Here is a 26,736-nt window from a genome sequence, read left to right as displayed (position 1 = left end):
ATGCTGGTTAATCTTTGCGACTATAAACAGAGCGTGACGCTGATTGCTAACAGCGGCGTACAGTTTCTCGATTTTGGCCTGACTCCGCAGGACACCGCCAGCAACGGGCGTTTCGTGCGTAAAACGGCAAATGGCCCGCTGCTGCGCCTGGATTTTGACCTGGTCAACGGCCGGTACACGCTGCCTGCCACCGATGGCGGGAAGCCGGAAGTGGTCAAGCCTGAAAGCACCATTCCACTGCATGACTCCCTGACCGTGCTGGACGGTGTCTGGCTGCCGCTTCCTTTCCTGCGCTTTAACCCGCCGCGGACGTTTGTTGATGGCCCCGATAACTGGGCGCGCGTCCAGTTACGGAAGCTGTCCACGCCCGACGCGGCTGGCAATACGCACCGGGTCACCGTCGCGCTCGACAGCCAGATTGCGGAGCATGCGACGTCTGCCCTGTCGCCGGTTGAAAACGACATTCTTAACGGCACGCGTTTCGCCCTCGCCTGGCGCGACAGTGAGGTTGAGAGTTTCCTCGACCAGACCTGGATTGACGGCTGGCTGCGCGAAGCCTTTACGCAGTTTGCCGACGGGGTTGAAAAACGCTCCGAGCGCGAGCAGCATCAGGCCATGCGCAGCTTTGAATATCAGGCACACTGGCTCAACCTGCTCTCCATGCTCGGGGAACAACTCACCGTGCCGGAAGTGAAGTTTGTCACCCATACCCTGAGCACCCCTGCTATTCCTGTCGATCTGATCCTTGACGTAGGCAACACCCACACCTGCGGCGTGATTATTGAAGATCATGGTGATGCCAACGACGGCCTGCGCCAGACGGCTGAACTTCAGGTACGATCTCTGAGTGAGCCACAGTTCCTGAATGAGCCGCTGTTTACCAGCCGTCTTGAATTTTCCGAAGCGCGTTTTGGCAAGCAGCACTTCTCGGTGGAAAGCGGCCGGGAGGATGCATTCGTCTGGCCGTCCATTGTCCGCGTGGGTGATGAAGCGCGTAAGCTGGCAATGCAGCGTCTGGGCACGGAAGGCAACAGTGGAATTTCCAGCCCGCGTCGCTATCTGTGGGACGAGACGCCGGTGGTGCAGGACTGGCGCTTTAGCCAGATGAACAGCAAAACCCAGCGCGAACCGCTGGCAACTGCGTTTCCGCTGATGAACCTGATGAACGACGACGGGGAACCACTCTTTACGCTGCCGCAGGATGAGCGTCTGCCGGTGTTCTCTCCGCAGTACAGCCGCAGCACCCTGATGACGCACATGCTCTGCGAGCTGCTGGCTCAGGCGCTTGGCCAGATTAACAGCGTGGCCACCCGCTTGCGGCTCGGCTTCCCGGCCTCTCCCCGCCAGATGCGGACGCTGATCCTCACCCTGCCTTCGGCGATGCCGAAACAGGAGCGCGAGATTTTCCGGCGCCGCATGTTCGAAGCCATCGCCATCGTCTGGAAAGCGATGGGCTGGCACCCGCAGGATGAAGATTTTGCCAGCCGTAAACAGCAGGAAAAAAGCGTGGTGCCGGTCCCTGAGATCCAGATGGAGTGGGACGAGGCCAGCTGCGGCCAGCTGGTGTGGCTGTATAACGAAGCCATTTCCCACTTCGGTGGCCAGACCGAGGCCTTTTTCGCCTCCCTTGCCCGTCCGGATCGCGCGCCTGAGCCTGGCGTCCAGCCGGGGCGCGCTCTGCGCGTGGCCTCGATTGATATCGGCGGCGGCACGACGGATATGGCCATCACGCACTATCAGCTAGACGATGGTACCGGTAATAACGTCAAAATCACCCCGCAACTGCTGTTCCGCGAAGGGTTCAAGGTCGCTGGCGACGACACGCTGCTGGACGTGATCCAGCGCTACGTTTTGCCCGCATTGCAAACCCAGCTTCAGAAATCCGGCATAGCCGATGCTTCCCAGCTGATGGCATCCCTGTTCGGCGACTCCGGGCGGATCGATACCCAGGCGGTCCTGCGCCAGCAGACGGCACTTCAGCTCTTTATGCCGATCGGCCACGCGATCCTGGCGGCGTGGGAATCGAGCGATGTTGACGATCCGCTGGCCGGGCTGCATGCCACCTTTGGCGATCTGCTTGCGCAAAAACCGACCCGCAACGTGATGAACTATCTCCGGCAGGCGATCGACCATGCGTTGCCTGCCAGCTCAGAACACTTTGATCTGTTCAGCGTCCCGCTGCACGTCAGTTTCCGCGAGATGCAGGACGCGATGCTGGCGGGTCAGTTCACGCTTGCCGCCCCGCTGCATGCGGTATGTGAGGCGATCTCTCACTACAGCTGCGATATTCTGCTGATCACGGGACGGCCAGGCTGTCTGCCAGGCGTTCAGGCCTTGATTCGCCACCTGCAACCGGTGCCCGTCAACCGCATCGTCTGGCTGGATAAATACCAGGTTCATGAATGGTATCCGTTCAGCCAGCAGGGACGGATCGGCAACCCGAAATCCACCGCCGCCGTGGGTGCGATGCTCTGTAGTCTGGCGCTGGATCTTCGTCTGCCGCGCTTTAACTTTAAAGCAGCAGATATTGGCGCGTACTCTACGGTGCGCTATCTGGGCGTGCTGGATAACACCATCAATACCCTGCGGGACGAGAACGTCTGGTATCACGATATCGACCTCGATAAGCCCGGCGCGAAACTGGACGCCCGTCTGCACTTCCCGCTACGCGGCAACGTCACGCTGGGCTTCCGGCAACTGGGCAATGCCCGCTGGCCCGCGACGCCGCTCTATACCCTGAGCATCAACTCTGCCGAGCTGGCGAAAGCCATTGCGGGCGACGGCGTACTGAACGTGCGCCTGAAGCTGCGTGGCGGCAATAAGCAGGAGGGGCCGGAATCTTTCGAGCTGAGTGATGCCTGGCTACAGGACGGCACGCCAGTGCCGCCGGACGCCCTGACCTTTAAACTGAATACTCTGGCCGATCGCCGACACAGCGGCAGCCACTACTGGATCGACAGCGGGAGCGTATACCTCAAATGACTGCGACGACTGCCACCACTCAGGCCTTAATCGGGTGGATCAACGAGACGCGACAGCACGCCCCGATGCTGGATAACGAAGCTGACGCCCTGCTTGCCCGCCTTAACGCCGCGCGCGCGCGTGAAGAGGCCCTCGAACGTGCCCTTGTCTGCCAGGGCAGCATCGGCTTATACGGCCACTCGCAGGCCGCGAAAGCGCATCTGCTGGCCTCCCTGTGCGGCAGCGGCGACGAACGGCTGAACGTTACGCCGGGTCAACGCACGTTTGATTACTTCTCGCATATTAACCCCGGGCATGCGCCGACCAATATGGCCGTGCGTTTCACCAGAGCGACCAGCGAGGTCGCAGACGACGCGTTTCCCCTGCGCCTGAGCCTGGTAACGGAGGCCGAGCTGGTACAGCTGTTTATCGCCCGCACCACGTTGGATCCGCAGATCCGTGCGGTGGATAAATCGGTGATTGAAGCCCGGCTTGAGAAGTGGCGTACGCTGCGTCAGCCGCACAGCGTGCCGGGAATAACGGCGCAGGAAGTCGCGACCGTTGCCCGGTTCTGGCAAACCGTAGTACCCGGCGCTAAGCAGCATATTGATGATGCCCTGTGGCACCAGTTTGCCCTGCTGGTTCCGTCGCTTGATCTCAGCACCCGCGCCAGCGTCTGGTCTCTGCTGTGGGGTGAGCAGCAGGAGTTAACCCAGCAGTGGCTTAAACTCGCCCAGGTGCTGCATCAAACCAGCCATGCCAGCGCGCTTGCGGCGCCGTTGAGTCTGCTGGTGGACAGTTTTGGTCTGCCGTGTGAAGGTTTCCTTACTCACGGGGCCTTTACCGTGCCGGAAGCGCAGGAAACATTGCTTCATCCGGTAAATAACGGCGAGTTGCTTAATGCCATTAGCCTGCCCGTCGATGTGCTGGCCTGCCTGACCCGCGAAGTGGTGCTGCCCGTTGAAAACTGCGTTCTGGATAACGTAGATATTATTGATATTCCGGCCATTTCTGAGGAAAACACGCCGCTGATGACGCAGGCAAAATGCCTGTGGTTGCTGGAGCATTATCGTCAGCACATACAGCCGGATGTCCTGGTTATCTGCAATGCGACGGCCCACCACCAGCAGACGGCAAAAACGGCCAGGCTCCTGCAAAACTGGGTCAAAGAGACGCAGCCGGTTGAAGAATCCGCGTTGCCGGGGCTGGTCTGGGCCATTACCCCTCATGATGCGCGGTTTACCACAAAGCAGAATCTGGACGAAGCGGTGCAGCAGTTGCTGGGCCAGCCGGGTCTGCGCTGGGGCACGCTTCAGGCGCTCGATAGCCACAGTATGCAGCGGGTAATTGAGTGGCTGTCGCAGGCTACCCTGCCGGCACAGCGCCAGAAGCGTCTCCGCGCGCTGAAAAGGCTGTTACAAGAGTCGCTGTCGACGCTGATGCGCGCATACGTCGCGCCTCTCACTCAGGAGCCAGGCGCAGGGCGGGCAATGGCCGAAAAAATGGTCCGAACGCTGCAAGGCAGTGCCGCTCGTCATGGTGAACTGCTTGAGGGGCTTCTGCCGCCGTTAAACGCGTTTGAGACGCTGCTGACCGTCCACCAGCCTCGTGAGGAACAGGTCAACGGCCTGTTTAACGATGTTATCGATCTGTTTGCGGAAGAGACGCAGGAAAATCCAGGCGCGTTGCAGACCAAAGACAAAGCGCGGCTGGCCCATAACGTGTGGGTTAACCATCTTCGTCAGTGGAGTCGCAACGACGCGGCGGTCGCCCGTCTGGGCCTGGACCCAGAGGTATTGCAGCAAATTGCGGATGTGCTGATCGTTACCAGCTACCGGCTGGATCTGCCGCTGCAACTGCAACGTATTGCAGAAGCAGATAAAAGCAGTGCTGCGCAGCTGCATGCCGCGACAGGCAATTTCGTTAGCTGGCTTGGCTATGAACTGACGCCCGTTTCTGAACGGCCTGCAAGCCGGATCCGCAAAGGTCAGCCAATTTTTGTGACGCCAGTTGTGAGCTGCGCTTCACCCCGGCTTACCCGACTTGGCGAGCAGCCTGTTCATGCGGCGACAGCCTATGTTTATGACTGGCTGGTTGCGCTCTACACCCGCGCGATTGAGAATGTGGATTATCAGTGCCCGTATGACATTAAGCCTGCTGCGCGGAAAGCCTTGTCTGCCTTGCTGTCTTAATCATTGCAGCCCGCAGCAATGCGGGCTACCCCTTCATGATCCGTTTATGAAGCCAGACAAAGCCTGAGCCAACGCTGACGGGTTTTCCCAGGACATTGAATGGCCGGCATCAGGGATAATTTTTACAGCAACGCCTTTTTGTTGCAGGCGATTAAAATCGTCATCAGGCAGGGACCACTCACCAAAAACTAACATGACCGGGCAGCTCAATGACAAAAACAGGTGTTCCCAGTCGGGTTTAACGCCCTTGACCAGGCTCGTTGCGCCGCGCCAGACGGCCCAGGGGGCATTGCTTTGAAGGCTGCCAGACCACGCCGACGTTTCCGCCCGCAGCATGTCATCATAGCCCTGTTCCAGAAATTGTTGTTCCGTTTGGGCCGCAATTGCCCGGCTGAACATCCCGCCACCCGCATGAAAATTGGGTTCAGACACTATCAGGCCTTTAACGCGTGACTTTAGCAGCGTTGCCGTTTCGATCGCGATACTCCCCCCCATGCTATGACCATAGAGCCAAAGACTATCCAGGCCGAGATGGTCTAACAGTTCAACCACCACCTGCGCCTGTTCACTTGTGCGATAACGGTAGTTGTCAGGTTTGTCACTGTAACCGCTACCGGGGAGATCGATCAGAATGGCTCTGCGCCCCCCGAAACGGGTATCACAGACAATACGAGGATATTCATACGACGATGCACAGCCCAACCCGTGGATAAACACAACCGGGTCACCGAAACCGGGAAGATCCTGCCAGCGCACCGTGCAGCCTGCTTGCTGTGAATAGAAACTGTTCATAAGCACTCCATGTATGACGGACTGTATATTTATACAGCCTCAATGTATGGAATGCTATGTCTGGATGCCGATTCTTGAAGCGTGCTTCAGAAAAGAGAGATTAACAGGGCAACAGGAAAGCTCATCGGCCAGGTGGAGCCCACCAGGAATGCGCTCAACAGGCGAATACGTTTACGATCTTTAGACAGGAACCAGGTAATTAATGCGCAGATGGAGGCCATGATTGCGTAGAAAACCAACATCTTTTGATACAACGTCATTCTGTTTACCTGAGCCGAAAAATAACCGCACACAATATGCGTCATATGTTGACACAGATCAAGTTTTTTCGTTACACAATAACCACTTAATTATTAATGATAATAACAACTGAGTACCTTGTGTAACAACGCCGGGTAAAGCAAAACGGTTATTATTGATAAGATGCATATAAAATGCACTTTTTGGTAAATCCATCCCTGCAGAAAGCAGTCTAATAAAAGCAGGCTTTTAAGGGAGGAAACATGCTACGCATTCCGCAGAGTTGCATTCACACCCGTTCCACGCCTTTCTGGAACAAAGAAACGGCCCCCGCCGGCATTTTTAAACGTCACCTTGATACGGGCACGCAGCCGGGCGTTTACCCTCGCCTGTCGGTGATGCGCGGCGCGGTGCGTTATCTGGGCTATGCTGATGAATTTACACCTGAGCCTGACAGCGAGCTCGTCATTGAAGCGGGTCGTTTTGGCGTTTTCCCGCCAGAGAGATGGCACCACATTGAGGTGATGACCGACGATACCTTGTTCAATATTGAATTCTTTGTTGAACCTGAGGTGCTTAAGTCCCTTTAAGCGTCCGACAACATGAAGGAAACTATTATGTTACGTATTCCTGAAAACTTTGTTCATACCCGCTCGACGCCGTTCTGGAATAAAGAGAGCGCCCCAAAAGCGCTTTTTACCCATCACAACACCAAAGCCGGCGTGTACGGTCGGTTGTCCGTCATGCAGGGTGCGGTGCGTTACTTTGGCTTTGCCGATGGCGATGCCACCGAACCCGATCTGGAAGTGATCATTGAGGCCGGTTCTTTTGGCATCTCGCCACCGCAAAAATGGCACCGCATTGAGCTACTGACCGACGACACGTATTTTAATATCGACTTTTTCGCGGATCCTGCCGTCACGCTCAGCGGTGCGGGTATCGGTAAAGTGGTCAACACGCATAAGGAGTAAATAATGGGTAAGGCTACCTATACCGTGACCGTCACCAATAACAGCAACGGCGTGTCGGTGGATTATGAAACAGAAGCGCCAATGGAGCTGTTGATCCCGGACGTCGCGGCAGATGTCGTGAAGGATCTGGTGAACACCGTTCGCGCCTACGATACGGAAAATGAACACGAGGTATGTGGCTGGTAAGCTGAATCGCCCGGCACTGCGCCGGGCATGAGGGTTTAGTGTTTGATCATCACATGTCGGACTACCGTGTAATCCTCAAGTCCGTAGACCGACATATCTTTGCCGTAACCGGATAACTTCATCCCGCCGTGCGGCATTTCGCTCACCAGCATAAAATGGGTATTGACCCAGGTGCAGCCATACTGCAACCGTGCGCTGAGGCGATGGGCGCGTCCGACGTCTTTTGTCCAGACGGACGAGGCCAGGCCGTATTGCGAATCGTTAGCCCAGTTCAGCACCTGCGCTTCATCCTCAAATTCTGTCACGCTGACCACCGGGCCAAACACTTCTCGCTGGACGATCGCATCTTCCTGCTTCGCCCCGGCCAGCAGCGTTGGCTGGAAGTAATATCCTGCCCCCTCTTTTTTACTGCCACCGGTGACGACGCGGATATGTCCAAGGGTTTTGGCTTCGTCCACGGCAGCACAAACGCGGGAAAGATGCGCTGCGGAGCTGAGCGGGCCCAGCTCGGTTGAAGCATCGTCCGGCGCGCCCATTTTCAGGCTGGCAACGGCTGCGCCCAGCTTTTCGACCAGCGCGGGGTAAATCCCCTTCTGGGCATAGATACGACAAGCTGCGGTACAATCCTGACCAGCATTGTAGAAACCAAACGTACGCACGCCTTCAACCACGGCATCCAAATCTGCATCGTCAAAGACAATGACCGGCGCTTTTCCGCCCAATTCCATATGGGTACGTTTAACTGAAGATGCGGTATGCCCGATAATATGTTCTCCGGTAGCAATAGAGCCGGTGAGAGAAACCATACGGACTTTTTCGTGACCGGTCAGCGGATCTCCTACGGTTTTGCCGCGACCAAACAGCACGCTCAACACGCCTGGCGGGAAGATATCTTTCGCCAGTTCCGCCAGCTTCAGCGCCGTCAACGGGGTGATTTCAGACGGCTTGATGACGACACAGTTTCCCGCCGCCAGCGCGGACGCCAGCTTCCACGCCGCCATCATCAGAGGATAGTTCCAGGGCGCAATAGAGGCGACAACGCCAACCGGGTCGCGGCGAATCATTGAGGTATGTCCTTCGAGGTATTCTCCGGCAGCCAGCCCATTCAGGCAGCGGGCGGCCCCGGCAAAGAAGCGAAACACATCGACCACGGCCGGGATCTCATCTCCCTGGACACAGTGCAGCGGTTTCCCGCAATTTAGCGACTCCAGTTGTGCGAACGCGTCAGCGTCGGCTTCTATCACATCAGCCAGTTTCAACAAACTTTCGGCGCGCGTTTTGGGCGTCGTTTGCCCCCACTCAGTGAACGCGCGATCGGCAGCCTGGACGGCAGCGTCCACCTGTGCTGCCGACGCTTCAGCAATCTCCAGCAATACTTCACCCGTGGCAGGATTGTAAACCGCCTGCTTCTCACCCTCGCCGGTCACCAGTTCACCATTAATCAGCAGTTGATTTTGCATAGCATCGTCCTGTTGAAATCGACATAGTTTTCGCTGTCAGCACACGTTCTGGCGGGTCGATGCGTGACAACGTCACGTCACCAATCCGCACTCCCTTACTAAAGGTAGACCGCGCGTCATGTCGCTTCAGGAATTTTCATCAAGGTGTGACTGGGGGCAGCATCATTTCGCGAATTAACGCCGCCAGTTGGACGACCGCCTGCTCCTCCCGCTCGCCCCATCCCCATGAGGTATTGAAACGGAAAAACGGTGTCCAGATATTGGAGGTGGAAAACATTTTGCCGGGCGCAATGCTGATTTGATGAGTTAATGCCTTTTCACTCAACTGCCCCGCATCCAGCTGTTCAGGCAGTTCCAGCCATAAAAAGTAGCCGCTGTCGTTATGATGGATCTTGACGCCAGCAGGCATATGGCGCAAAAGCGATTGCCAGGCCTGCTGTTTGCGTTCAGCAAGCGTGCGCCGCAGGCGACGAAGGTGGGCGTCGTAACGTTTGGTCGCCAGGTAATCCACCAGCGCCAGCTGCATGGGGGAGCTGGTGGATAACGTACTCATCAGCTGTAACTGCTGAATACGGCGCGCATGTTTTCCCGCCGCCACCCAGCCAATACGGAAACCGGCCACCAGACACTTAGAGAATGAGGAGCAGTGCAACGTCATATCCTGCTTATCCCAGGCCTTTGCCGGAAGCGGCTTTTCGCGGCCAAAGTAGAGTTCGCTGTAAACATCGTCTTCAATCAGCGTGACGTTATGCCGGGTTAATAAGGCCACCAGCTGAGCTTTCTTTTCTGCACTCAGCGTGAAGCCGAGCGGGTTCTGACTGTTGGTCATCAGCCAGCAGGCTTTCACCGGATAATCATTTAACGCCTGCTCAAGGGCACTGAGATCGATGCCCTCACGCACGTCAGTAGCAACCGACAGCGCTTTCAGTTTCAGACGTTCAAGTGCCTGGAGTGCGCCATAAAAACAGGGGTTTTCAACGATAACCCAGTCACCTGGTTCAGTGACAGCCTGCAAACTAAGGTTGAGTGCTTCGAGCGCGCCCGCGGTGATCACAATTTCGTCCGGGGAGATATTCATCCCCTGCTGAGCGTAGCGACGGGCAATGGCATGACGTAAGTCGATGTTACCCGGCGGTAGGTTTTCAATCACGCTGATGGCCGTGGCCGTTTTACTGACATTAGCCAGCGAGCGGTTGAGTTGCTGAAGCGGGAATAGGCGCGGATCGGGAAATGCCGAGGCAAAAGGGACAACGGAGGGGTCGCGGCTGGCCTGTAGTACGTCGAAGATATAGGTGTTGATGTCAACTACTTCATCGCGCATCACCTGCGCGGGCGGTGCTGGCTGGTGTGTGGTCGGACGGGCGGCAACGTAATAGCCTGACTGCGGTCTGGCAACAATGCGCCCCTGACTTTCCAGCATCTGATACGCGTGGCCCACGGTCATGAAACTCATGCCGCTGCTTGCCACCTGCTCTCGCAGAGAAGGCAGCTTATCGCCCGGCAACCATACGCCAAGCTCAATCTGCGAGATAATTTGTTGCGCCAGACGCTGGTATTTTTTCATCAGATTCTCCTTATTGCTGACAGTGTATATCAGCAGGAGAAAAAGAGAAGAATTTGCTAACTGTTATGGGAAACGCGGTAGATTACTTGCGGTACTCAGTAATGTGATTCTGAGCAGAACGCGCTGCGGCCAGGTGGTCGAGCGTGATCATCGACGATTTGCAGAAAATGCATTTTGCGCCGAACGGATTTTTGTCAGACACATCAAAAGCTGAGGTGCGGTACTGCGAGCCATGACAGCATGGGCAGCGGAAATGGATATAAGAAGTCATAGGATTCTCCTGTAAACGTAAAAACGTAAATTACTCATGAGCCGATCAGGCAAAAGTTGGTTCGATACAAAACTAATCGGAATGTAGATAAAGACCCAAGAGAGGCTGCGGAGAGGCACAACGTGATGAGAACTGCTTTATAAAACTACGTCAGATATTTATTTGGATTCAAAACCAGAAATCCATTAACGCATGTTGCAGGCGACAAAGCAAGCTGTTTAATGCGTAAAAATCATAAAAAGAAATTTTTTATTCTTCCTTGTTAGCTATATCAGCCAGATAAAGTTCACCTTTTCCCACAACTGTTATAGATAAATTATCAATTTCTGCTTCTGATATCTCATTTTCCCCCTCTTTATCATAACAGCACACCGTTTAACATTGAGGCAGTGCATGTTTGGTCCAGATGCGTTTCATCTTGCGCGAATACAGTTCGCCTTTACCGTATCCTTTCATATTATTTTTCCGGCGATAACCATTGGCCTGGCGAGCTATCTCGCCGTGCTGGAAGGGCTGTGGCTGAAAACAAAAAACCCCGTCTGGCGTTCGCTGTACCATTTCTGGTCGAAGATCTTCGCCGTCAACTTTGGGATGGGAGTGGTCTCCGGCCTGGTGATGGCTTATCAGTTTGGCACCAACTGGAGCGGGTTTTCGCAGTTTGCGGGCAGCATTACCGGCCCTCTGCTGACCTATGAAGTGCTCACCGCGTTCTTCCTTGAGGCGGGGTTCCTCGGGGTAATGTTGTTTGGCTGGAATAAGGTCGGGCCGGGGCTGCACTTCTTTTCGACCTGCATGGTGGCACTGGGGACCCTCATGTCTACGTTCTGGATCCTCTCGTCAAACAGCTGGATGCATACACCGCAAGGGTATGAAATCATCAACGGTCAGGTCGTTCCGGTGGACTGGTTTGCCGTGGTGTTTAACCCCTCCTTCCCTTACCGCCTGCTGCACATGTCGATAGCGGCATTTCTCAGCAGTGCACTGTTTGTCGGAGCCTCCGCGGCCTGGCATTTGCTGCGCGGAAACAACACCCCTGCCATTCGCACCATGTTCTCCATGGCGTTGTGGATGACGTTGATCGTAGCCCCTGTTCAGGCACTGGTGGGTGATATGCACGGGCTTAATACCTTAAAACACCAGCCCGCGAAAATAGCCGCCATTGAAGGCCACTGGGAGAATCCCCCGGGTGAGCCTACTCCGTTGCTGCTGTTTGGCTGGCCGGATATGGAGCAGGAACGGACCCGTTTTAGCCTTGAAATTCCCGCTCTCGGCAGCCTTATCCTGACCCACAGTTTCGATAAACAGGTTCCGGCATTGAAGGAGTTCCCAAAAGACGATCGCCCGAACGCCACCATTGTCTTTTGGTCTTTCCGCATCATGGCCGGTTTAGGGATGTTGATGCTCTTCCTGGGCATGGTGGCGGTCTGGCTGCGTTACAAACAGCGCCTCTACACCTCACGTTCCTTCCTGTGGTTTGCCCTGCTGATGGGACCGTCCGGGCTGATCGCGATCCTCGCCGGATGGGTAACAACGGAGGTCGGCCGCCAGCCGTGGGTCGTCTATGGACTACAGCGTACGAAGGATGCGGTTTCCGCGCATGGCGATCTGCACATGAGCATCAGTTTGCTGGCCTTCTTCGTGGTTTATACCGCGGTATTCGGCGTGGGTTACAGCTATATGGTGCGTCTGATTAAAAAAGGGCCGCAGCCCCATGAATCCTTCGCGACTGAATCCGATGGCCGCCCTGCTCGTCCGCTTTCTGCCGTCACCACTGAATTTAAGGAGTAACCGTAATGGGTATCGATCTTTCCATTATCTGGTTCGTGATTATCGTTTTCGCCACGTTGATGTATATCGTGATGGACGGTTTTGATCTGGGGATAGGCATCCTGTTTCCGGCAACGCCGAATGCGGACGACCGCGACGTGATGGTCAACAGCGTGGCTCCCGTCTGGGACGGCAACGAAACCTGGCTGGTGCTTGGCGGTGCGGCCCTGTTTGGCGCCTTTCCTCTCGCCTATGCGGTTATCATCGACGCGCTAACCATTCCACTGACAATAATGCTGATCGGGCTTATATTTCGTGGGGTCGCCTTCGAATTTCGCTTCAAGGCCACTCCGGCGCACCGCCCGTTCTGGGATAAGGCCTTTATTGGCGGGTCAATTGTGGCGGCCTTCAGCCAGGGCATCACCGTCGGCGCGGTCATCCACGGGTTCAGCGTCACCGGTCGCGCTTACAGCGGTGGTCCGTTTGACTGGTTTACCGCGTTCAATCTTTTCTGCGGTGCGGGTCTTGTGGTGGCTTACGCGCTGTTAGGATCAACGTGGCTGGTAATGAAAAGTGAAAATGCCCTGCAACAGCGGATGCGTCAGGTATCGAAAGTGCTTCTGCTCCTGCTTCTGGTATTCATTGCGGTAATCAGTATATGGACCCCTCTCGCCCAACCAGCCATTGCTGCGCGCTGGTTTACGCTGCCGAATCTGTTTTATCTGCTGCCCGTTCCTGCGCTGGTTGCGATCCTGAGTCTGTGCCAGTGGCGCTGCCTGAACGATCCTGCGAGCCATACTCTGCCGTTTATCATGACGTTAGGGCTGGTTTTTCTTGGCTTTAGCGGGCTTGGGATCAGCATCTGGCCGCATATCATCCCGCCGGACATTACCCTCTGGCAGGCCGCTGCGCCAGCCCAAAGCCAGGGCTTCATGCTGGTGGGCGCACTGTTGATCATTCCTGTGATTCTGGTCTACACCTTCTGGAGTTATTACGTTTTTCGCGGAAAAGTACAGCATGGGGAGGGTTATCACTGATGCAACAACCAGTATGGAAACGTTTGATGTGGCTTGCCATCATCTGGGGCGGCAGCGTCCTGGCACTGGCCTGCGTAAGTATGCTCTTTAAAATGCTGATGGCCGCAGCCGGATTTAAATCGCACTAATACACTCACCGGGTGCGTTGCCGCCCGGTCCTTATCTCGCACTTTCAGATAAACCCCATTAACACCCTGGAGGGTATGGTTACACTGAAAAAATATTTACAGCATTGATAGTTTGAGAAGAAAAATGAAAAAGCTCGCGGCAGTAAGTTTAATCAGCCTCGCACTGGCGGGATGCGTTAATCCCGGTAAAGCCTCCGTTCAGACCGATCAGTTAGAGAATCACCGTTTCGTGCTGGAAAACGTTGATGGCAAAGCGGTTAAGGGCCTGAAAACGCAGCCTGAAATTCGGTTCAGCGCGCAGCCCAGTATCAGCCTGATTAACAACATTGCCGTCTCCGGCACAATGTGCAACGGCTTCAACGGCCAGGGAAAATTGTCCGAAGGAGAGTTGACGGTCAAAACGCTGGCAATGACGCGGAAACTCTGCACCGAGCCGCAGCTTAATGAACTTGATCAGACCCTCGCCGATATGCTACGCACAGGCGCTCAGGTAGACCTGACCGAAGACCAGTTAACGCTGGCGACAGCCAATAAGTCTTTAATGTTTAAGCGAGTTGAATAACTCAGTAACTCCCGCACGATCCTACGGCAAGCGACTGCTCACTACAGCGTTTGCCGTTTGGCAACGCGCACATGCCGATAGCGGAGCCGTCGAGCTGACGGGCAACGGAGAGTGACCCTCCGATCATTGCGCAGTTGGCCTGGCCTGAACTGGACATAGCCGCTCGCATACCTGGCGTAACGTGTGCCGCTGTCGCCTGCTGTACAGGTTCATTGCTGCATGCCGACAACAGTAACGCGGCACATCCGACCCAAAATGCAGAACGCATACCTTCCTCCCCATAGTTAAAGCGAAACCTATGCATAATAGGCATCACGCGCCGCATCGTCGAGAGCGGATGTGCGTATTTATGCGCTCTGGTAACAATTTCTCGCAATTTTTTATCGCGAATTGCCATCCAGTCATTGATACAGCGCATACCAAGGACACAAAAGCGAAAATCGTAAAACCTGAGCTTTGCTAAAATACACAGATAATATTCAGGGTCTGTCGTCGTTTTACAGGCCCTTCATTTTTGCGCAATGTAAGGGTGTTGTCCTATGCAAACTATTGACGGCAATGGTGCAGTCGCGTCTGTTGCGTTTCGCACCAGCGAAGTTATCGCCATCTACCCCATCACCCCAAGCTCCACTATGGCTGAACAGGCTGACGCCTGGGCTAGTAATGGGGTAAAAAACGTCTGGGGCGATGTCCCGCGGGTTGTTGAGATGCAGTCCGAAGCCGGCGCCATTGCCACCGTGCATGGTGCGTTGCAGACCGGTGCCCTGTCGACCTCGTTCACCTCGTCTCAAGGGCTGCTGTTGATGATCCCCACGCTTTACAAGCTGGCAGGACAATTAACGCCGTTTGTCCTGCACGTCGCCGCACGTACTGTAGCCACACACGCGCTCTCTATTTTTGGCGACCACTCAGACGTGATGGCCGTGCGTCAGACCGGCTGCGCTATGCTCTGCGCCAGCAGCGTGCAGGAAGCACAGGACTTCGCGCTGATTTCGCATATCGCCACGCTGAAAAGTCGAGTGCCATTTATTCATTTCTTCGATGGTTTTCGCACCTCTCACGAGATCAATAAAATCGTTCCGCTGCCGGATGACACCATACTGAACCTGCTGCCGCAGGCTGACATTGATGCCCATCGCGCTCGGGCCCTCAATCCGGAACATCCGGTGATCCGGGGTACCTCTGCCAACCCGGATACCTATTTCCAGTCCCGCGAGGCGACAAACCCGTGGTACAACGCGGTATATGAGCACGTCGAACAGGCGATGGACGATTTTTCCGCTGCGACGGGTCGCGCATATAAGCCATTTGAATATTACGGTCATCCGCAGGCCGAGCGCGTGATCGTCCTGATGGGCTCCGCCATCGGCACCTGCGAAGAGGTGGTCGATGAGCTGCTTACGCGTGGTGAAAAAGTTGGCGTGCTAAAAGTTCGCCTCTACCGTCCATTCTCTGCGAAACATCTGCTCGCAGCCCTGCCGGAAAGCGCGCGTGCCGTGGCGGTACTTGACCGCACCAAAGAGCCTGGCGCGCAGGCTGAACCCCTTTACCTTGATGTAATGACCGCTCTGGCTGAGGCGTTTAATCACGGTGAACGCGAAACGCTGCCGCGCGTCATTGGCGGGCGTTATGGTTTGTCTTCCAAAGAGTTCGGGCCGGAATGCGTCCTGGCCGTATTTGCTGAACTGCGCGAGGCAAAACCGAAGCCGCGCTTTACGGTTGGCATTTATGATGACGTGACTAACCTTTCTCTCCCTTTGCCGGAAAACACCCTGCCCTCGAATGCGAAACTGGAAGCGCTGTTCTACGGTCTGGGCAGCGACGGCAGCGTCTCGGCGACCAAGAACAACATCAAAATTATCGGTAACTCCACGCCGTGGTATGCGCAAGGGTATTTCGTTTACGATTCCAAAAAAGCGGGCGGGTTGACCGTCTCGCACCTGCGCGTCAGCGAACATCCAATCCGCTCGGCATACCTGATTTCTCAGGCGGATTTTGTTGGCTGTCATCAGCTCCAGTTTATCGATAAATACCAGATGGCCGAGCGCCTGAAGCCCGGCGGTATTTTCCTGATCAACACCCCGTATAGCGCCGATGAGGTCTGGGCACGACTGCCCCAGGAAGTCCAGGCGGTGCTAAACCAGAAACAGGCGCGCCTGTATGTCATTAACGCCGCGAAGATCGCCCGCGAGTGCGGCCTGGCCGCGCGTATCAATACGGTTATGCAGATGGCGTTCTTCCACCTGACCAATATTCTGCCGGGCGACAGTGCGCTGATGGAGCTCCAGGGGGCGATAGCCAAAAGCTACAGCAGCAAAGGTCAGGAGCTGGTTGAGCGCAACTGGCAGGCGCTGGCGCTGGCCCGCGAGTCGCTGTTCGAGGTGCCGTTGCAGCCGGTCAATACCAGCAGCCCGAACCGGCCGCCAGTGGTGTCTGACGCTGCCCCGGATTTCGTCAAAACCGTTACGGCGGCGATGCTTGCCGGGTTGGGCGACACTCTTCCCGTCTCTGCGCTTCCGCCTGATGGCACCTGGCCGATGGGCACGACCCGCTGGGAAAAACGCAACATTGCCGAAGCGATCCCTATCTGGAAAGAAGAGCTGTGCACCCAGTGCAACCACTGCGTGGCGGCCTGCCCGCACTCGGCCATTCGCGCCAAAGTGGTGTCGCCAGAAGCGATGGCGGACGCACCGGAAAGTCTGCACTCGCTGGATGTAAAATCCCGTGATATGCGTGGCCAGAAATATGTTCTTCAGGTGGCACCAGAGGACTGTACCGGCTGTAACCTGTGCGTCGAGGTGTGCCCGGCGAAAGATCGTCAGGATCCCTCAATCAAAGCCATTAATATGATGTCGCGTCTGGAACATGTTGAAGAAGAGAAAGTGAATTATGACTTCTTCCTCGACCTGCCCGAAATCGATCGCAACAAGCTGGAACGCATTGACATTCGTACCTCGCAGCTCATCACCCCCCTCTTCGAGTACTCCGGGGCGTGTTCCGGATGCGGTGAAACGCCGTACATCAAACTGCTTACCCAGCTTTACGGCGACCGGATGCTGATTGCCAACGCGACGGGCTGCTCGTCAATCTATGGGGGGAACCTGCCGTCCACGCCTTATACCACCGACGCGTACGGCCGCGGCCCGGCTTGGGCAAACTCACTATTTGAAGATAACGCAGAATTTGGTCTGGGATTCCGCCTGACGGTCGATCAGCACCGCGCCCGCGTAATGCGTCTGCTGGAACAGTGTGCCGATAAAATCCCGGCAGAGCTGAATGACGCCCTGCATGCGGAGGCCACGCCTGACGTTCGTCGCGCACAGGTTGCTGAACTGCGCCACGCGCTTCAGGGTGTTGAAGGGGCTGAACAACTGCTGACCGATGCTGACGCGCTGGTTGAAAAATCTATCTGGCTGATCGGTGGCGACGGATGGGCCTACGATATTGGTTTCGGTGGTCTTGATCACGTCCTGAGCCTCACCGAAAACGTTAACATTCTGGTGCTTGATACTCAGTGTTATTCCAACACCGGCGGACAGGCCTCGAAAGCAACGCCACTGGGTGCGGTCACGAAATTTGGTGAGCATGGCAAACGAAAGGCGCGTAAAGATTTGGGCGTCAGCATGATGATGTATGGACACGTCTACGTCGCGCAGATTTCGCTGGGCGCGCAGCTTAACCAGACGGTGAAAGCCATTCAGGAAGCGGAAGCGTATCCTGGCCCGTCGCTGATCATCGCCTATAGCCCGTGTGAGGAGCATGGCTACGATCTGGCGCTTAGCCACGACCAGATGCGTCAGCTTACCGCAACCGGCTTCTGGCCGCTGTACCGCTTTGACCCGCGCCGTGCCGATGAAGGAAAATTACCGCTGGCGCTGGATTCACGTCCGCCTTCAGACGCCCTTGCCGAAACCTTACTTCAGGAGCAGCGTTTCCGCAGGCTGAACGCCCAACAACCAGAAGTAGCAGAGCAGCTATGGAGGGACGCGGCAGCGGATCTTCAGAAGCGTTATGACTTCCTTGCACAGCTGGCGGGGAAAGCGGAAAAATCAACCAGCGAATAACCGTTATGCCCGGCTTGTCCGGGCATTTTTTTGCCATAAAAAAGCCCGATGCACGTGCACCGGGCTAATCCAGATGTTCGGTGAAAATTGCCTCAACGTTCTGAACAATATTCACGTGAATTATGGATGAAAAAATCTTAAAGGCATATAACGGCGTGGAGATTACCTTGTTTTCCACGTAATTAATAATTTTTATTTTGTATCGATTATAACGATTAATTCACGGCATCAATTGTTATTTCAAACGCATCATTTGCTTTAGATTTTACTCAACCCGTAACAATTATATTTTATTCATCAGCCCTCTGTGTGATTTAGCATGGGACAGCTTTCCAGCCCGGAAAGTTCACTAAGCAATAAAAAAATAACTGCAAAGGAATAATCAAAATGCAAAGAAAAGTACTGGCACTGATGATCCCCGCTTTGTTAATGGCTGGAGCCGCTCACGCAGCTGAAATTTATAATAAAGACGGCAATAAACTGGATCTGTATGGCAAAGTAGATGGTCTGCATTATTTCTCTGACGACGCGTCAAAAGATGGCGATCAAACCTATATGCGTCTGGGTTTTAAAGGTGAAACCCAAATCAACGACATGATGACCGGCTTCGCACAATGGGAATACAACATTCAGGCAAACAACACCGAAGGTTCTGACAATCAGTCCTGGACGCGTCTGGCCTTCGCGGGTGTGAAGGTAGGCGACTACGGATCCTTCGATTACGGCCGTAACTATGGCGTCCTGTACGACGTAGAAGGCTGGACCGATATGCTGCCAGAATTTGGTGGCGACTCTTATACTTATGCCGATAACTTTATGACCGGTCGTGCAAACGGCGTGGCGACCTACCGTAACACCGACTTCTTTGGTCTGGTGCAGGGTCTGAACTTCGCGGTGCAGTATCAGGGTAATAATGAAGGTAATAACTGCGATGAGAATTTCTGCTCTACCAATGAAGGGACCAACAACGGTCGTGATACACGTCATGAAAATGGTGACGGTTACGGTATCTCCGCAACCTACGATTTCGGCATGGGCTTCAGCGCAGGCGCGGCATATGCTTCATCTGACCGTACTAACGATCAGGTAAATTACACTACTGCGGGCGGTGATACTGCGGATGCATGGACCGCAGGCCTCAAATACGATGCCAACAACATTTACCTGGCTGCAATGTATTCCGAAACCCGCAATATGACGCCGTACGGCGACAATGCAGATGCGGTTGCAAATAAAACCCAGAACTTTGAAGTGACCGCACAATATCAGTTTGACTTCGGCCTTCGTCCGGCTGTTTCCTATTTACAGTCCAAAGGTAAAGATCTGGGCAATGGTCAGGACGATAAAGACCTGGTGAAATACGCTGACGTCGGTGCTACCTACTATTTCAACAAAAACATGTCCACCTATGTTGATTATAAAATCAACCTGCTGGATGAAGATGATTCATTCTACAAAAACAATGGCATCGGTACGGATGACATCGTAGCGTTAGGTCTGGTTTACCAGTTCTAATCCCGTTAGCCCGCAGCGATCTGCGGGCTAATTTTATCTCTGTTTCGCCTGTTCTTTGCGAAAAGAGAGATAGCCAATTACCCCGCTGTCGCCATCCATAGGGTGATTTATCCCATCCATTACCGCCACTTCCGGGAAGTCGAATGGCGTAACATTTTCCAGACAGGCGACATTCACACCATATTCATTGGGATTGGAACGTCGTTGATGGAACGTGTAAATACCGCAAACCGAGCAGAAGAAATGGCGCGCCGTGCCGGTGTTGAAACGGTACTCTGTGAGCGTGTCCGCGCCCTGCGTCACCTTAATACCCGTCAACGGCGCGGAAACCACTACTGCCCCGCGCATCCTGCAAAACGAGCAGCTACATCGCCGTGCGGTATTCAGGCCGTCCGTCAGCTCAACAGTAAATTTCACCGCCCCACAATGACACTGTGCATGACGAATTTCAGCCATCGCTTATACCCCTTTTCTCACTAACTCAGCCGCTTTCAAAAAGACCTCATCCTCGACACCATCCCCCTTCTGCCTGCCGAGCCTCACCAGCTCATCGACAATACTTTCACGGTTGATGATCTTCTGCGCTGAAACCAGCCCGATAACGGCGGCACCAATCGCCAGCCCAACTAATCCTGTCTGTTCGTCTTTATTTTTCATAGAAGCGCTCCCTTGTTCCCCTCAAAAGCGTAGCAGGAGAACTGTAAAACGTGCTGGAACGCGGGGATGAGATCGGTGCTTTATCTCACCTTCTCGTCCGGCAAAACAGGGGGGGTCTGAGCGGGTATCGGAATATCGTGAATAGCGTTGCGCATAGCGAGGCCGTAATGGGTGTTAAAATCGCCTTCGTAAAGGCGGCTGGTCATTACTCTGGATCTTTATCGCCTGATTCAGGCGCTGAGCCAGGATCATCTTTCGGTTTTCTTCCATCCTTTTCCGGGTTATCCGGGCTGGGATTATAATCAGGATGGTCACCATTAACGGGACGGTCAGACATTTTCACCTCCGTTTTTACTGCGTAAGCTGTAAGTGTAGACAACCCGTTAGTCTTAACCAAACTTCTTTGAGGGGCTCATTTGTAAATCGTGCTGGCATTCGGCGCTGCAATCCGTACCATACACGACACACTTTCGCATGCTGGTTTTTACCGGTAGCCGCAAACCCGTCTTTTATCGCTAACCAGATGGGGCACGTAAATGCGCAGATGGTGTATGAAATCTATGCTACATGGATAGAAGAGATGAACACGAAGCTGACGCTTTGAAATCGTTTTCTCACCCTGTGCCCCATTTGAGATCTGAGTAACGAATAGATGCAACAAAATCAAGAGATTAACAAGAAAGAACAGTACAACCTGAATAAGCTACGCTGATTTTTCCAAATCATTGATATCATTTATTTTCTCTACTTATTCAATTAGTTATAACATAATAACTTCCCCCTAAAGCTACCCATAACTACATTTTTCGTGCCCTTTTTTTGCCCCTATTCTGCATTTTGCCCCCAAATTTGCCCCCAAATAACCTTCTTTTGCGTAGCTCCTTCCAGTTTCGCAACACACCGCTTTACACCTCTCTGCCTGATCAGCATACTCGCCACGAATCCGTTTGTAAGACTTAACCAGCGCGCTGATTTTTCTCCCTGCCCTATACTTTCAGTCTGACATCCGACTGGAGGTTTCTATGTGTGGACGTTTTGCACAAGCCCAAACCCGTGAAGAATATCTTTCTTACCTGGCCGATGAAGCCGATCGTGATATCGCATATGACCCAGAGCCTATTGGTCGGTACAACGTGGCGCCCGGTACAAAAGTCCTGCTGTTGAGTGAACGCGACGAACAACTGCACCTCGATCCGGTGCTCTGGGGTTACGCGCCTGGGTGGTGGGATAAGCCGCCACTGATTAACGCGCGCGTTGAAACTGCAGCCACAAGCCGTATGTTTAAGCCGTTATGGCAACACGGTCGGGCGGTCTGTTTTGCGGATGGCTGGTTCGAATGGAAGAAGGAAGGAGACAAGAAACAGCCCTACTTCATTCACCGCGCCGACGGACAACCAATATTCATGGCCGCGATCGGCAGCACGCCGTTCGAACGCGGTGACGAAGCTGAAGGTTTTCTCATCGTAACGTCTGCAGCTGATAAAGGTCTGGTCGATATTCACGATCGGCGGCCACTTGTTTTGTCGCCAGAAGCGGCCCGGGAGTGGATGCGCCAGGATATAGGCGGGAAAGAAGCTGAAGAGATAGCGGCCGACGGTGCAGTGCCCGCTGAAAAGTATATCTGGCACGCCGTGACGCGCGCCATTGGTGACGTGAGGAATCAGGGTGCCAATTTAACATCCCCGTTAGATATCATTTAACCGGAATGGTTATGTGATGCCATATACAACCTAAGACCCTGATATAACTCCAGTCTATACAACATAAAAAAATCATATATGATATGGTGACAAGTCGTCGCGCAGTTTAAAATTCAAGCTAAAAAATGTTTTCATTATAGTGAATTTATTGCACGCTACATAATTAAGGATGAAAAAATGACTGCACCAGTAATTAGTTTTATAAACATGAAAGGTGGGGTTGGTAAAACAACTTTATGCGTTGGGATTGCTGAATTTTTAGCCAATTATATGGGGCGCAGGGTTCTAGTTATCGATATCGATCCTCAATTTAATGCCACTCAGTCCTTAATGGGGCATTATGATCGAGTTGAAGAATATATGACTGCCCTTCGACCTAATAATCAAACTATTCGAAAAATTTTTGAGCTTCCAAATTCATTAATGGAGGATGAAAAGAAAGCGACACCAGAACAGGTCATTACAAAAGTATCAGACAATCTTGATATTATCTTAGGTGACATAAACATTATCTTTGATACTAACCAAGAAGGCATTAGAATAAAAATGTTGCGTAAATTTATCAATGAAAATGATCTAAAAGAAAGTTACGACTACATTTTTATCGATAGCCCTCCAACGATTTCATTATTTACAGACACGGCACTCCTTGCTTCTGATTATTATCTTACACCGGTTAAAATTGATCATTACTCGGTGCTAGGGGCAAGCAGTTTAAATAGCGTTATACGAAATATGCGCACACATCATGAGAAAGAAATCAAGCAGGTCGGTTACATTTACACAAATACTGACGCTGAAATGACCAATAAAACAAGGGAAATTAAAGAACAATTCGAGAGCCATACACAGTTTACGAATTTCTATTTCTTTGAAAACCAATTAACCTACGTGCGAGATTTAATGGTGGGGTATCAAGGAAATATTCCTTCTTGTTACTCAAAGTCGCGCCAAGATATAGAAAATATCTGTAATGAATTTATTAGCAGAGTGGCTCATTTGGAAGGTGATACAAATGAATAAGCAACTAATCAGAGCTATTAATAAAGCTCACCATATGCCTATGGCTAAAGAAAACTTCTTAGGCCTAGTAATTATGTTGATTCTTTCAAAAGATGTTTTTAGATCAAATTTCGATGTTGCCGAATTTATTAACAAAACATTCAAAATATCTTTTTTGAAATATGCTGTAAGATCAAGAACTTTGATGTGCGCTAAAATTTGCAGGCATATCAATGAATTAAGTGAAGATGACGTAAAAATGACATATGTGCATTTCTTAAATAACATTAATACATTAGTCATTAAGTTTGATGATGAAATTAAATCAAGCCAAAAATCTACATCTAAAAATAAGCATGCCATAAGGAATTTAAATATATGGATTGATGCAAACAAAAAGGATAAAGAATAATGCTCACGCATGATCCTTTCAATATTGCAAGAGATGTAAACAACTTTAAAACAGAGGTGCAACAGCACCTCACATCCACTGATGAAATAAATAAATCAGTATCAATATTTAGGCAAATAAGCCTTTGCAACACCATGTTAAGCCACACCCCTAACCTAAATCATTCTTCATATATAAAAGGTTTTATATATGATACTTTAAACTCTTTAATTGCCATTATAAAAAAAAGAGAGCGATATCTCCAACTAAATTTCAGATCGATGGTGGAGCATGTGGCCAGAATAAGTCTCAATAAAAACTATAATGGTGGGGATTTTGACCAAACTGTACGTCGCAAAGACTTTGACTTCTTAAAAGCCCATCAGAATGATGAAGGCTGGGCTTATTTACATAATGTCTATATTAACGCCTGTTATTATGTTCATTCTTCACCACAAGCGAACTTAAATGTCACATCAACATTTATATCACTTATGGAGGGAGATTGTAATTCAACACAGCATAAAATGGTGACAAAACTTCATGAAGTAGTATCAGCGCTTATGAAGATCATAATAAAATATTATCATCAGCATATCTCAAACATTTTCTTTAGAAATATGAAGGATTTAAAGAAAATAATGGGGAATAGCCTTTATTTATATTATACCAGTTTAGACAATTAATTGTTTTACGTTCTTTTTATAGAACGTAAATAACTACCTAACCACTAGAACGTCAGAAAATCTAGTTGTATAACGTGGCGAGAGATGCTCTCGCTTCATCTGCCACTGCTTCTGTATGCCCTGCCCGGCAAAGTAGAGCGTTCCTTTCCCGTCTTTCGCGTTCAAGTGATCGAGCACCTCCATCAACTTATCGCTTCCTGCGCGTGGAGCGTTCTCATCGAAAAGGTTCAACTGCGCCACCCCTTGACTGAAAAAATCTCCCAGCATGATTCCAGCCTTTTGATAGCGGTGTCCATCCTTCCAGATTTTGTCCAAGCACTTTACCGCGGCGTTGATAATGTCGCGGGAATCCTGAGTGGGAGTAAAAAGCTTCATTGATGCACTGTTACCGTAGTATGGCTCGTTAAGTGCAAAGGGAGAGGTTTTCACGAATGCAGAAATAAAGCGGCAATACTGATGCTCGCCGCGAAGCTTTTCGGCGCCACGCGCCGCATAGCTGCAAATAGCCTGTCGCATCTGCTCATAGTCCGTGACGCGTTCGCCGAATGAACGGCTGCAGACAATTTCTTGCTTTGTCGGTGCAAATTCCTCCAGATCGAGGCATGGCTCGCCGCGTAACTCACGGACCGTTCGTTCGAGGACGACATTGAAGTGCTTCCGAATAATCCACGTGCTTTGTTCAGAAAGGTCGAGGGCAGTTTTTATGCCCATGGCGTTCAGCTTCTTGCTGATGCGCCTACCGACGCCCCACACATCCTCTACAGGTACTAGGGCAAGGAGTCGTCGCTGGCGATCGATATTGGATAGGTCCACTACCCCGCCCGTTTGCCGCTGCCATTTCTTCGCGGCGTGGTTGGCCAGCTTCGCCAGTGTCTTCGTCTGGGCAATGCCAACCCCGACCGTCAGATGCGTCCGCTTCAGAACCGTAGCGCGGATCTCTTTGCCGAACTCCGTCAGGTCCCGGCAGTTGCGAACACCTGTCAGGTCGCAAAAAGCTTCGTCGATACTGTAAATTTCAACGCGGGGGCTTATTTCCTCAAGCGTCGTCATTACCCGGTTAGACATATCAGCATAAAGCTCGTAGTTGCTGCTGAAGCACACAACTCCTGCGCGCCTGAAAAGCTCCTTTTGCTTGAAGAATGGCTCCCCCATAGGGATTCCGACCGCTTTTGCTTCTGCGCTACGTGCGATTACACAGCCATCGTTATTTGAGAGAACGACAACCGGCCGCCCTCTCAGGTCCGGCCTGAATACAGTCTCGCATGATGCGTAGAACGAATTCACATCACAGAGGGCAAACATATTCAGCTCGCAGATTTAACGATGAAAGTAACAACGCCAAACACGTCCAGTGTGTCTTCGCTACCAATAACAATCGGACTGTAGGCGCTGTTCATAGGATTGAGTTGCACGGTCGGGCGCAGCTGCAGGCGTTTCACAGTAAATTCCCCTTCTACTGCTGCGATGACAATGTCACCGTGCTCAGCAGTGCGCGAACTGTCCACCACCAGCAGATCACCGTCGCTGATCCCGGCTTCGATCATAGAGTCGCCGGCCGCCTTAACGAAATATGTCGAGCTGGGGTGGGAAACCAGTAACTCATTGAGATCGATACGCTGTTCAACGTAATCAGCCGCTGGGCTTGGGAAACCACACTGCACTAAGTCACTGAAAAGCGGAAGAGCAATAATTTCTCGCAGTTCTGCAGGCCTGATAAATTCCATAATGCACACCTCAAATACTGTTTTTATATACAGTAGTTTCATTTGAGTATGCGCGCAAGACATAGAGTCTGTCATGGCTGATTAAAGCTTCACCGTTTCGTTTCTAAGTTTCTACGTCGCTTCGAATTATGAGTTTTGTAAATTTTATGGCCGCAACTTTATGTGAGCAAAATTAAGCCGACTTTGAAGCGGGAAATTTTTTATAAAGCGTGCATACGGCAACGTCATAAATTATCGCTACCTGCTTCCTGTCCATGCCGTTCGCAATCAGTCGGCCCGCCTGGTCCCATTGTTCTTGCGTAAGCTTCGGACGCCTGCCGCCGATTCGTCCTTTCTCACGTGCTGCAGCCAGACCTGCCCGAGTGCGCTCAACAATCAACTCCCTCTCCATTTCCGCCAGGGCTGACATGATATGGAAGATGAAGCGCCCCATCGGGCTGGATGTATCGATACTGTCCGTGAGGCTCTTAAAGTGGATACCGCGCTGCCGGAGCTCGTCCACCAGAAGAACCAGATTACGCATGCTGCGCCCAAGGCGATCCAGCTTCCAAACCACCAGCGTATCCCCCTCATTCAGTGCCTTGAGAAGTTTTTTGAGTGCTGGCCGATTTGCCACTGTTCCGCTCATTTTTTCTTCAAAAATCTGCTCACATCCTGCGCGTTCGAGCGCTTGTCGCTGAAGATCCGTATTTTGGTCATTTGTTGACACCCTTACGTAGCCAATTTGCATATTTTTCACCCAATATTTTCTGCAAAAAAATCAGGTGAAGTTATCGGCATGGATGCCGCAGGGCAATCTATAAAACGTCGGTTTGGGAAGTAGCGCGACTAAGGACGTCGGAACGGACTCCGGTAATGTCATGCAA

At 52.5% G+C, this 26,736-nt stretch carries 27 protein-coding genes and 1 pseudogene; 16 read left to right on the top strand and 12 right to left on the bottom strand.

Going from position 1 to position 26,736, the window contains the following annotated elements:
* Together ACOT0L_RS08425 and ACOT0L_RS08420 are read left to right on the top strand one after the other, a co-directional pair.
* Positions 1–2,982, top strand: a complete 2,982-nt coding sequence (locus ACOT0L_RS08425) for a virulence factor SrfB (protein ID WP_126502973.1) — start codon at positions 1–3, stop codon at positions 2,980–2,982.
* A complete protein-coding gene (locus ACOT0L_RS08420) occupies positions 2,979–5,153 on the top strand; it encodes a virulence factor SrfC family protein (protein ID WP_126502972.1) in 2,175 nt (724 codons plus the stop codon). Before ACOT0L_RS08425 ends, ACOT0L_RS08420 begins: the two co-directional genes overlap by 4 nt.
* 33 nt (positions 5,154–5,186) lie before the next feature.
* Here ACOT0L_RS08420 and ACOT0L_RS08415 read toward each other — a convergent pair whose 3' ends face one another.
* Together ACOT0L_RS08415 and ACOT0L_RS08410 are read right to left on the bottom strand one after the other, a co-directional pair.
* Positions 5,187–5,945: an alpha/beta fold hydrolase gene (locus ACOT0L_RS08415; RefSeq protein WP_126502971.1), complete on the bottom strand. Its 759-nt coding sequence runs from the start codon at positions 5,943–5,945 to the stop codon at positions 5,187–5,189.
* Positions 5,946–6,031: 86 nt separating this feature from the next.
* Positions 6,032–6,205 (bottom strand): GhoT/OrtT family toxin, encoded by a 174-nt coding sequence (locus ACOT0L_RS08410; protein ID WP_003856960.1) that lies wholly within the window; start codon positions 6,203–6,205, stop codon positions 6,032–6,034.
* A 243-nt stretch (positions 6,206–6,448) separates the two neighbouring features.
* Between ACOT0L_RS08410 and ACOT0L_RS08405 the strand changes: the two genes are divergently transcribed.
* Genes ACOT0L_RS08405 through ACOT0L_RS08395 form a run of 3 tightly spaced genes read left to right on the top strand, consistent with a single transcriptional unit; the run spans position 6,449 to position 7,342 of the window.
* Positions 6,449–6,775: a DUF1971 domain-containing protein gene (locus ACOT0L_RS08405; RefSeq protein ID WP_022648249.1), complete on the top strand. Its 327-nt coding sequence runs from the start codon at positions 6,449–6,451 to the stop codon at positions 6,773–6,775.
* A 27-nt stretch (positions 6,776–6,802) separates the two neighbouring features.
* Positions 6,803–7,156 (top strand): DUF1971 domain-containing protein, encoded by a 354-nt coding sequence (locus tag ACOT0L_RS08400; protein ID WP_022648250.1) that lies wholly within the window; start codon positions 6,803–6,805, stop codon positions 7,154–7,156.
* A 3-nt stretch (positions 7,157–7,159) separates the two neighbouring features.
* The gene (locus ACOT0L_RS08395; RefSeq protein WP_003856955.1) at positions 7,160–7,342 is read left to right on the top strand and encodes a DUF1869 domain-containing protein; all 183 of its coding nucleotides are present in this window, start codon (positions 7,160–7,162) and stop codon (positions 7,340–7,342) included.
* 35 nt (positions 7,343–7,377) lie between these two features.
* Here ACOT0L_RS08395 and patD read toward each other — a convergent pair whose 3' ends face one another.
* From patD to ACOT0L_RS08380, 3 genes are all read right to left on the bottom strand, one after another.
* Positions 7,378–8,802: an aminobutyraldehyde dehydrogenase gene (gene patD / locus ACOT0L_RS08390; protein ID WP_126502970.1), complete on the bottom strand. Its 1,425-nt coding sequence runs from the start codon at positions 8,800–8,802 to the stop codon at positions 7,378–7,380.
* A gap of 139 nt (positions 8,803–8,941) precedes the next feature.
* Positions 8,942–10,366, bottom strand: coding sequence for a PLP-dependent aminotransferase family protein (locus tag ACOT0L_RS08385; protein ID WP_126502969.1), 1,425 nt, complete (start codon positions 10,364–10,366; stop codon positions 8,942–8,944).
* An 82-nt stretch (positions 10,367–10,448) separates the two neighbouring features.
* Positions 10,449–10,637 (bottom strand): hypothetical protein, encoded by a 189-nt coding sequence (locus ACOT0L_RS08380; RefSeq protein ID WP_017693360.1) that lies wholly within the window; start codon positions 10,635–10,637, stop codon positions 10,449–10,451.
* Between the two features lie 393 nt (positions 10,638–11,030).
* Between ACOT0L_RS08380 and ACOT0L_RS08375 the strand changes: the two genes are divergently transcribed.
* The 4 genes from ACOT0L_RS08375 (at position 11,031) to hslJ (ending at position 14,131) form a co-directional block, all read left to right on the top strand.
* On the top strand, positions 11,031–12,425 hold the full coding sequence (locus tag ACOT0L_RS08375) for a cytochrome ubiquinol oxidase subunit I (protein ID WP_126502968.1): 1,395 nt from the start codon (positions 11,031–11,033) through the stop codon (positions 12,423–12,425).
* 5 nt (positions 12,426–12,430) lie between these two features.
* Positions 12,431–13,441: a cytochrome d ubiquinol oxidase subunit II gene (gene cydB / locus ACOT0L_RS08370; RefSeq protein WP_126502967.1), complete on the top strand. Its 1,011-nt coding sequence runs from the start codon at positions 12,431–12,433 to the stop codon at positions 13,439–13,441.
* Positions 13,441–13,569 (top strand): DUF2474 domain-containing protein, encoded by a 129-nt coding sequence (locus tag ACOT0L_RS08365; protein WP_017693358.1) that lies wholly within the window; start codon positions 13,441–13,443, stop codon positions 13,567–13,569. The genes cydB and ACOT0L_RS08365 overlap by 1 nt, the downstream gene beginning before the upstream one ends.
* A gap of 124 nt (positions 13,570–13,693) precedes the next feature.
* A complete protein-coding gene (gene hslJ, locus ACOT0L_RS08360; protein ID WP_023300211.1) occupies positions 13,694–14,131 on the top strand; it encodes a heat shock protein HslJ in 438 nt (145 codons plus the stop codon).
* 1 nt (position 14,132) lies between these two features.
* Here hslJ and ACOT0L_RS08355 read toward each other — a convergent pair whose 3' ends face one another.
* The gene (locus ACOT0L_RS08355; protein WP_003856935.1) at positions 14,133–14,399 is read right to left on the bottom strand and encodes a DUF333 domain-containing protein; all 267 of its coding nucleotides are present in this window, start codon (positions 14,397–14,399) and stop codon (positions 14,133–14,135) included.
* Between the two features lie 271 nt (positions 14,400–14,670).
* Here ACOT0L_RS08355 and nifJ point away from each other — a divergent pair, with 271 nt between their 5' ends.
* Both nifJ and ompC read left to right on the top strand, forming a co-directional pair.
* A complete protein-coding gene (gene nifJ, locus ACOT0L_RS08350; protein WP_126502966.1) occupies positions 14,671–18,195 on the top strand; it encodes a pyruvate:ferredoxin (flavodoxin) oxidoreductase in 3,525 nt (1,174 codons plus the stop codon).
* Between the two features lie 387 nt (positions 18,196–18,582).
* Positions 18,583–19,710 (top strand): porin OmpC, encoded by a 1,128-nt coding sequence (ompC, locus tag ACOT0L_RS08345; RefSeq protein ID WP_126502965.1) that lies wholly within the window; start codon positions 18,583–18,585, stop codon positions 19,708–19,710.
* A gap of 33 nt (positions 19,711–19,743) precedes the next feature.
* Here ompC and ACOT0L_RS08340 read toward each other — a convergent pair whose 3' ends face one another.
* The 3 genes from ACOT0L_RS08340 to ACOT0L_RS08330 all read right to left on the bottom strand — a co-directional run bounded on the left by ACOT0L_RS08340 (position 19,744) and on the right by ACOT0L_RS08330 (position 20,704).
* Positions 19,744–20,166, bottom strand: coding sequence for a GFA family protein (locus tag ACOT0L_RS08340; RefSeq protein WP_023300213.1), 423 nt, complete (start codon positions 20,164–20,166; stop codon positions 19,744–19,746).
* Between the two features lie 3 nt (positions 20,167–20,169).
* The gene (locus ACOT0L_RS08335; protein WP_022648260.1) at positions 20,170–20,367 is read right to left on the bottom strand and encodes a hypothetical protein; all 198 of its coding nucleotides are present in this window, start codon (positions 20,365–20,367) and stop codon (positions 20,170–20,172) included.
* 205 nt (positions 20,368–20,572) lie between these two features.
* The gene (locus ACOT0L_RS08330) at positions 20,573–20,704 is read right to left on the bottom strand and encodes a hypothetical protein (protein ID WP_255248590.1); all 132 of its coding nucleotides are present in this window, start codon (positions 20,702–20,704) and stop codon (positions 20,573–20,575) included.
* 81 nt (positions 20,705–20,785) lie between these two features.
* On the opposite strand from ACOT0L_RS08330, the pseudogene ACOT0L_RS08325 reads away from it, so the two are divergent.
* The 5 genes and pseudogenes from ACOT0L_RS08325 to ACOT0L_RS08305 all read left to right on the top strand — a co-directional run.
* Positions 20,786–20,971 (top strand): annotated as a pseudogene (locus ACOT0L_RS08325) (tyrosine-type recombinase/integrase); the annotation flags it as partial.
* Positions 20,972–21,389: 418 nt separating this feature from the next.
* Entirely contained in the window at positions 21,390–22,067 is a 678-nt protein-coding gene (locus ACOT0L_RS08320; RefSeq protein WP_058652221.1) for an SOS response-associated peptidase, read from the top strand.
* Positions 22,068–22,244: 177 nt separating this feature from the next.
* On the top strand, positions 22,245–23,090 hold the full coding sequence (locus tag ACOT0L_RS08315; protein ID WP_032734475.1) for a ParA family protein: 846 nt from the start codon (positions 22,245–22,247) through the stop codon (positions 23,088–23,090).
* Positions 23,083–23,481 carry a hypothetical protein gene (locus ACOT0L_RS08310; protein ID WP_058652222.1) on the top strand — a complete coding sequence of 133 codons (399 nt, stop codon included), beginning with the start codon at positions 23,083–23,085 and terminating at the stop codon, positions 23,479–23,481. Before ACOT0L_RS08315 ends, ACOT0L_RS08310 begins: the two co-directional genes overlap by 8 nt.
* Complete coding sequence (locus ACOT0L_RS08305) at positions 23,481–24,146, top strand: hypothetical protein (RefSeq protein ID WP_058652223.1); 666 nt, start codon at positions 23,481–23,483, stop codon at positions 24,144–24,146. Before ACOT0L_RS08310 ends, ACOT0L_RS08305 begins: the two co-directional genes overlap by 1 nt.
* Before the next feature lie 33 nt (positions 24,147–24,179).
* On the opposite strand, the gene ACOT0L_RS08300 is transcribed toward ACOT0L_RS08305, so the two are convergent.
* From ACOT0L_RS08300 to ACOT0L_RS08290, 3 genes are all read right to left on the bottom strand, one after another.
* Positions 24,180–25,448: a Y-family DNA polymerase gene (locus tag ACOT0L_RS08300; protein ID WP_126502964.1), complete on the bottom strand. Its 1,269-nt coding sequence runs from the start codon at positions 25,446–25,448 to the stop codon at positions 24,180–24,182.
* Between the two features lie 2 nt (positions 25,449–25,450).
* Positions 25,451–25,870 (bottom strand): translesion error-prone DNA polymerase V autoproteolytic subunit, encoded by a 420-nt coding sequence (locus tag ACOT0L_RS08295; protein WP_126502963.1) that lies wholly within the window; start codon positions 25,868–25,870, stop codon positions 25,451–25,453.
* 172 nt (positions 25,871–26,042) lie between these two features.
* Positions 26,043–26,600 (bottom strand): recombinase family protein, encoded by a 558-nt coding sequence (locus ACOT0L_RS08290; protein WP_068795477.1) that lies wholly within the window; start codon positions 26,598–26,600, stop codon positions 26,043–26,045.
* Positions 26,601–26,736: the final 136 nt, after the last annotated feature.

It is taken from the genome of Enterobacter cloacae complex sp. XAL002 (assembly GCF_049236805.1).
Lineage (GTDB): Bacteria > Pseudomonadota > Gammaproteobacteria > Enterobacterales > Enterobacteriaceae > Enterobacter > Enterobacter intestinihominis.
This window is presented reverse-complemented; position numbering and strand designations above follow the sequence as displayed.

What these genes read in the sequence shown, in the direction of transcription:
- ACOT0L_RS08425 (WP_126502973.1), top strand. Translation starts at nt 1, where the DNA reads ATGCTGGTTAATCTTTGCGACTATAAACAGAGCGTGACGCTGATTGCT.
- ACOT0L_RS08420 (WP_126502972.1), top strand. Translation starts at nt 2,979, where the DNA reads ATGACTGCGACGACTGCCACCACTCAGGCCTTAATCGGGTGGATCAAC.
- ACOT0L_RS08415 (WP_126502971.1), bottom strand. Translation starts at nt 5,945, where the DNA reads ATGAACAGTTTCTATTCACAGCAAGCAGGCTGCACGGTGCGCTGGCAG.
- ACOT0L_RS08410 (WP_003856960.1), bottom strand. Translation starts at nt 6,205, where the DNA reads ATGACGTTGTATCAAAAGATGTTGGTTTTCTACGCAATCATGGCCTCC.
- ACOT0L_RS08405 (WP_022648249.1), top strand. Translation starts at nt 6,449, where the DNA reads ATGCTACGCATTCCGCAGAGTTGCATTCACACCCGTTCCACGCCTTTC.
- ACOT0L_RS08400 (WP_022648250.1), top strand. Translation starts at nt 6,803, where the DNA reads ATGTTACGTATTCCTGAAAACTTTGTTCATACCCGCTCGACGCCGTTC.
- ACOT0L_RS08395 (WP_003856955.1), top strand. Translation starts at nt 7,160, where the DNA reads ATGGGTAAGGCTACCTATACCGTGACCGTCACCAATAACAGCAACGGC.
- patD (WP_126502970.1), bottom strand. Translation starts at nt 8,802, where the DNA reads ATGCAAAATCAACTGCTGATTAATGGTGAACTGGTGACCGGCGAGGGT.
- ACOT0L_RS08385 (WP_126502969.1), bottom strand. Translation starts at nt 10,366, where the DNA reads ATGAAAAAATACCAGCGTCTGGCGCAACAAATTATCTCGCAGATTGAG.
- ACOT0L_RS08380 (WP_017693360.1), bottom strand. Translation starts at nt 10,637, where the DNA reads ATGACTTCTTATATCCATTTCCGCTGCCCATGCTGTCATGGCTCGCAG.
- ACOT0L_RS08375 (WP_126502968.1), top strand. Translation starts at nt 11,031, where the DNA reads ATGTTTGGTCCAGATGCGTTTCATCTTGCGCGAATACAGTTCGCCTTT.
- cydB (WP_126502967.1), top strand. Translation starts at nt 12,431, where the DNA reads ATGGGTATCGATCTTTCCATTATCTGGTTCGTGATTATCGTTTTCGCC.
- ACOT0L_RS08365 (WP_017693358.1), top strand. Translation starts at nt 13,441, where the DNA reads ATGCAACAACCAGTATGGAAACGTTTGATGTGGCTTGCCATCATCTGG.
- hslJ (WP_023300211.1), top strand. Translation starts at nt 13,694, where the DNA reads ATGAAAAAGCTCGCGGCAGTAAGTTTAATCAGCCTCGCACTGGCGGGA.
- ACOT0L_RS08355 (WP_003856935.1), bottom strand. Translation starts at nt 14,399, where the DNA reads ATGCGTTCTGCATTTTGGGTCGGATGTGCCGCGTTACTGTTGTCGGCA.
- nifJ (WP_126502966.1), top strand. Translation starts at nt 14,671, where the DNA reads ATGCAAACTATTGACGGCAATGGTGCAGTCGCGTCTGTTGCGTTTCGC.
- ompC (WP_126502965.1), top strand. Translation starts at nt 18,583, where the DNA reads ATGCAAAGAAAAGTACTGGCACTGATGATCCCCGCTTTGTTAATGGCT.
- ACOT0L_RS08340 (WP_023300213.1), bottom strand. Translation starts at nt 20,166, where the DNA reads ATGGCTGAAATTCGTCATGCACAGTGTCATTGTGGGGCGGTGAAATTT.
- ACOT0L_RS08335 (WP_022648260.1), bottom strand. Translation starts at nt 20,367, where the DNA reads ATGAAAAATAAAGACGAACAGACAGGATTAGTTGGGCTGGCGATTGGT.
- ACOT0L_RS08330 (WP_255248590.1), bottom strand. Translation starts at nt 20,704, where the DNA reads ATGTCTGACCGTCCCGTTAATGGTGACCATCCTGATTATAATCCCAGC.
- ACOT0L_RS08320 (WP_058652221.1), top strand. Translation starts at nt 21,390, where the DNA reads ATGTGTGGACGTTTTGCACAAGCCCAAACCCGTGAAGAATATCTTTCT.
- ACOT0L_RS08315 (WP_032734475.1), top strand. Translation starts at nt 22,245, where the DNA reads ATGACTGCACCAGTAATTAGTTTTATAAACATGAAAGGTGGGGTTGGT.
- ACOT0L_RS08310 (WP_058652222.1), top strand. Translation starts at nt 23,083, where the DNA reads ATGAATAAGCAACTAATCAGAGCTATTAATAAAGCTCACCATATGCCT.
- ACOT0L_RS08305 (WP_058652223.1), top strand. Translation starts at nt 23,481, where the DNA reads ATGCTCACGCATGATCCTTTCAATATTGCAAGAGATGTAAACAACTTT.
- ACOT0L_RS08300 (WP_126502964.1), bottom strand. Translation starts at nt 25,448, where the DNA reads ATGTTTGCCCTCTGTGATGTGAATTCGTTCTACGCATCATGCGAGACT.
- ACOT0L_RS08295 (WP_126502963.1), bottom strand. Translation starts at nt 25,870, where the DNA reads ATGGAATTTATCAGGCCTGCAGAACTGCGAGAAATTATTGCTCTTCCG.
- ACOT0L_RS08290 (WP_068795477.1), bottom strand. Translation starts at nt 26,600, where the DNA reads ATGCAAATTGGCTACGTAAGGGTGTCAACAAATGACCAAAATACGGAT.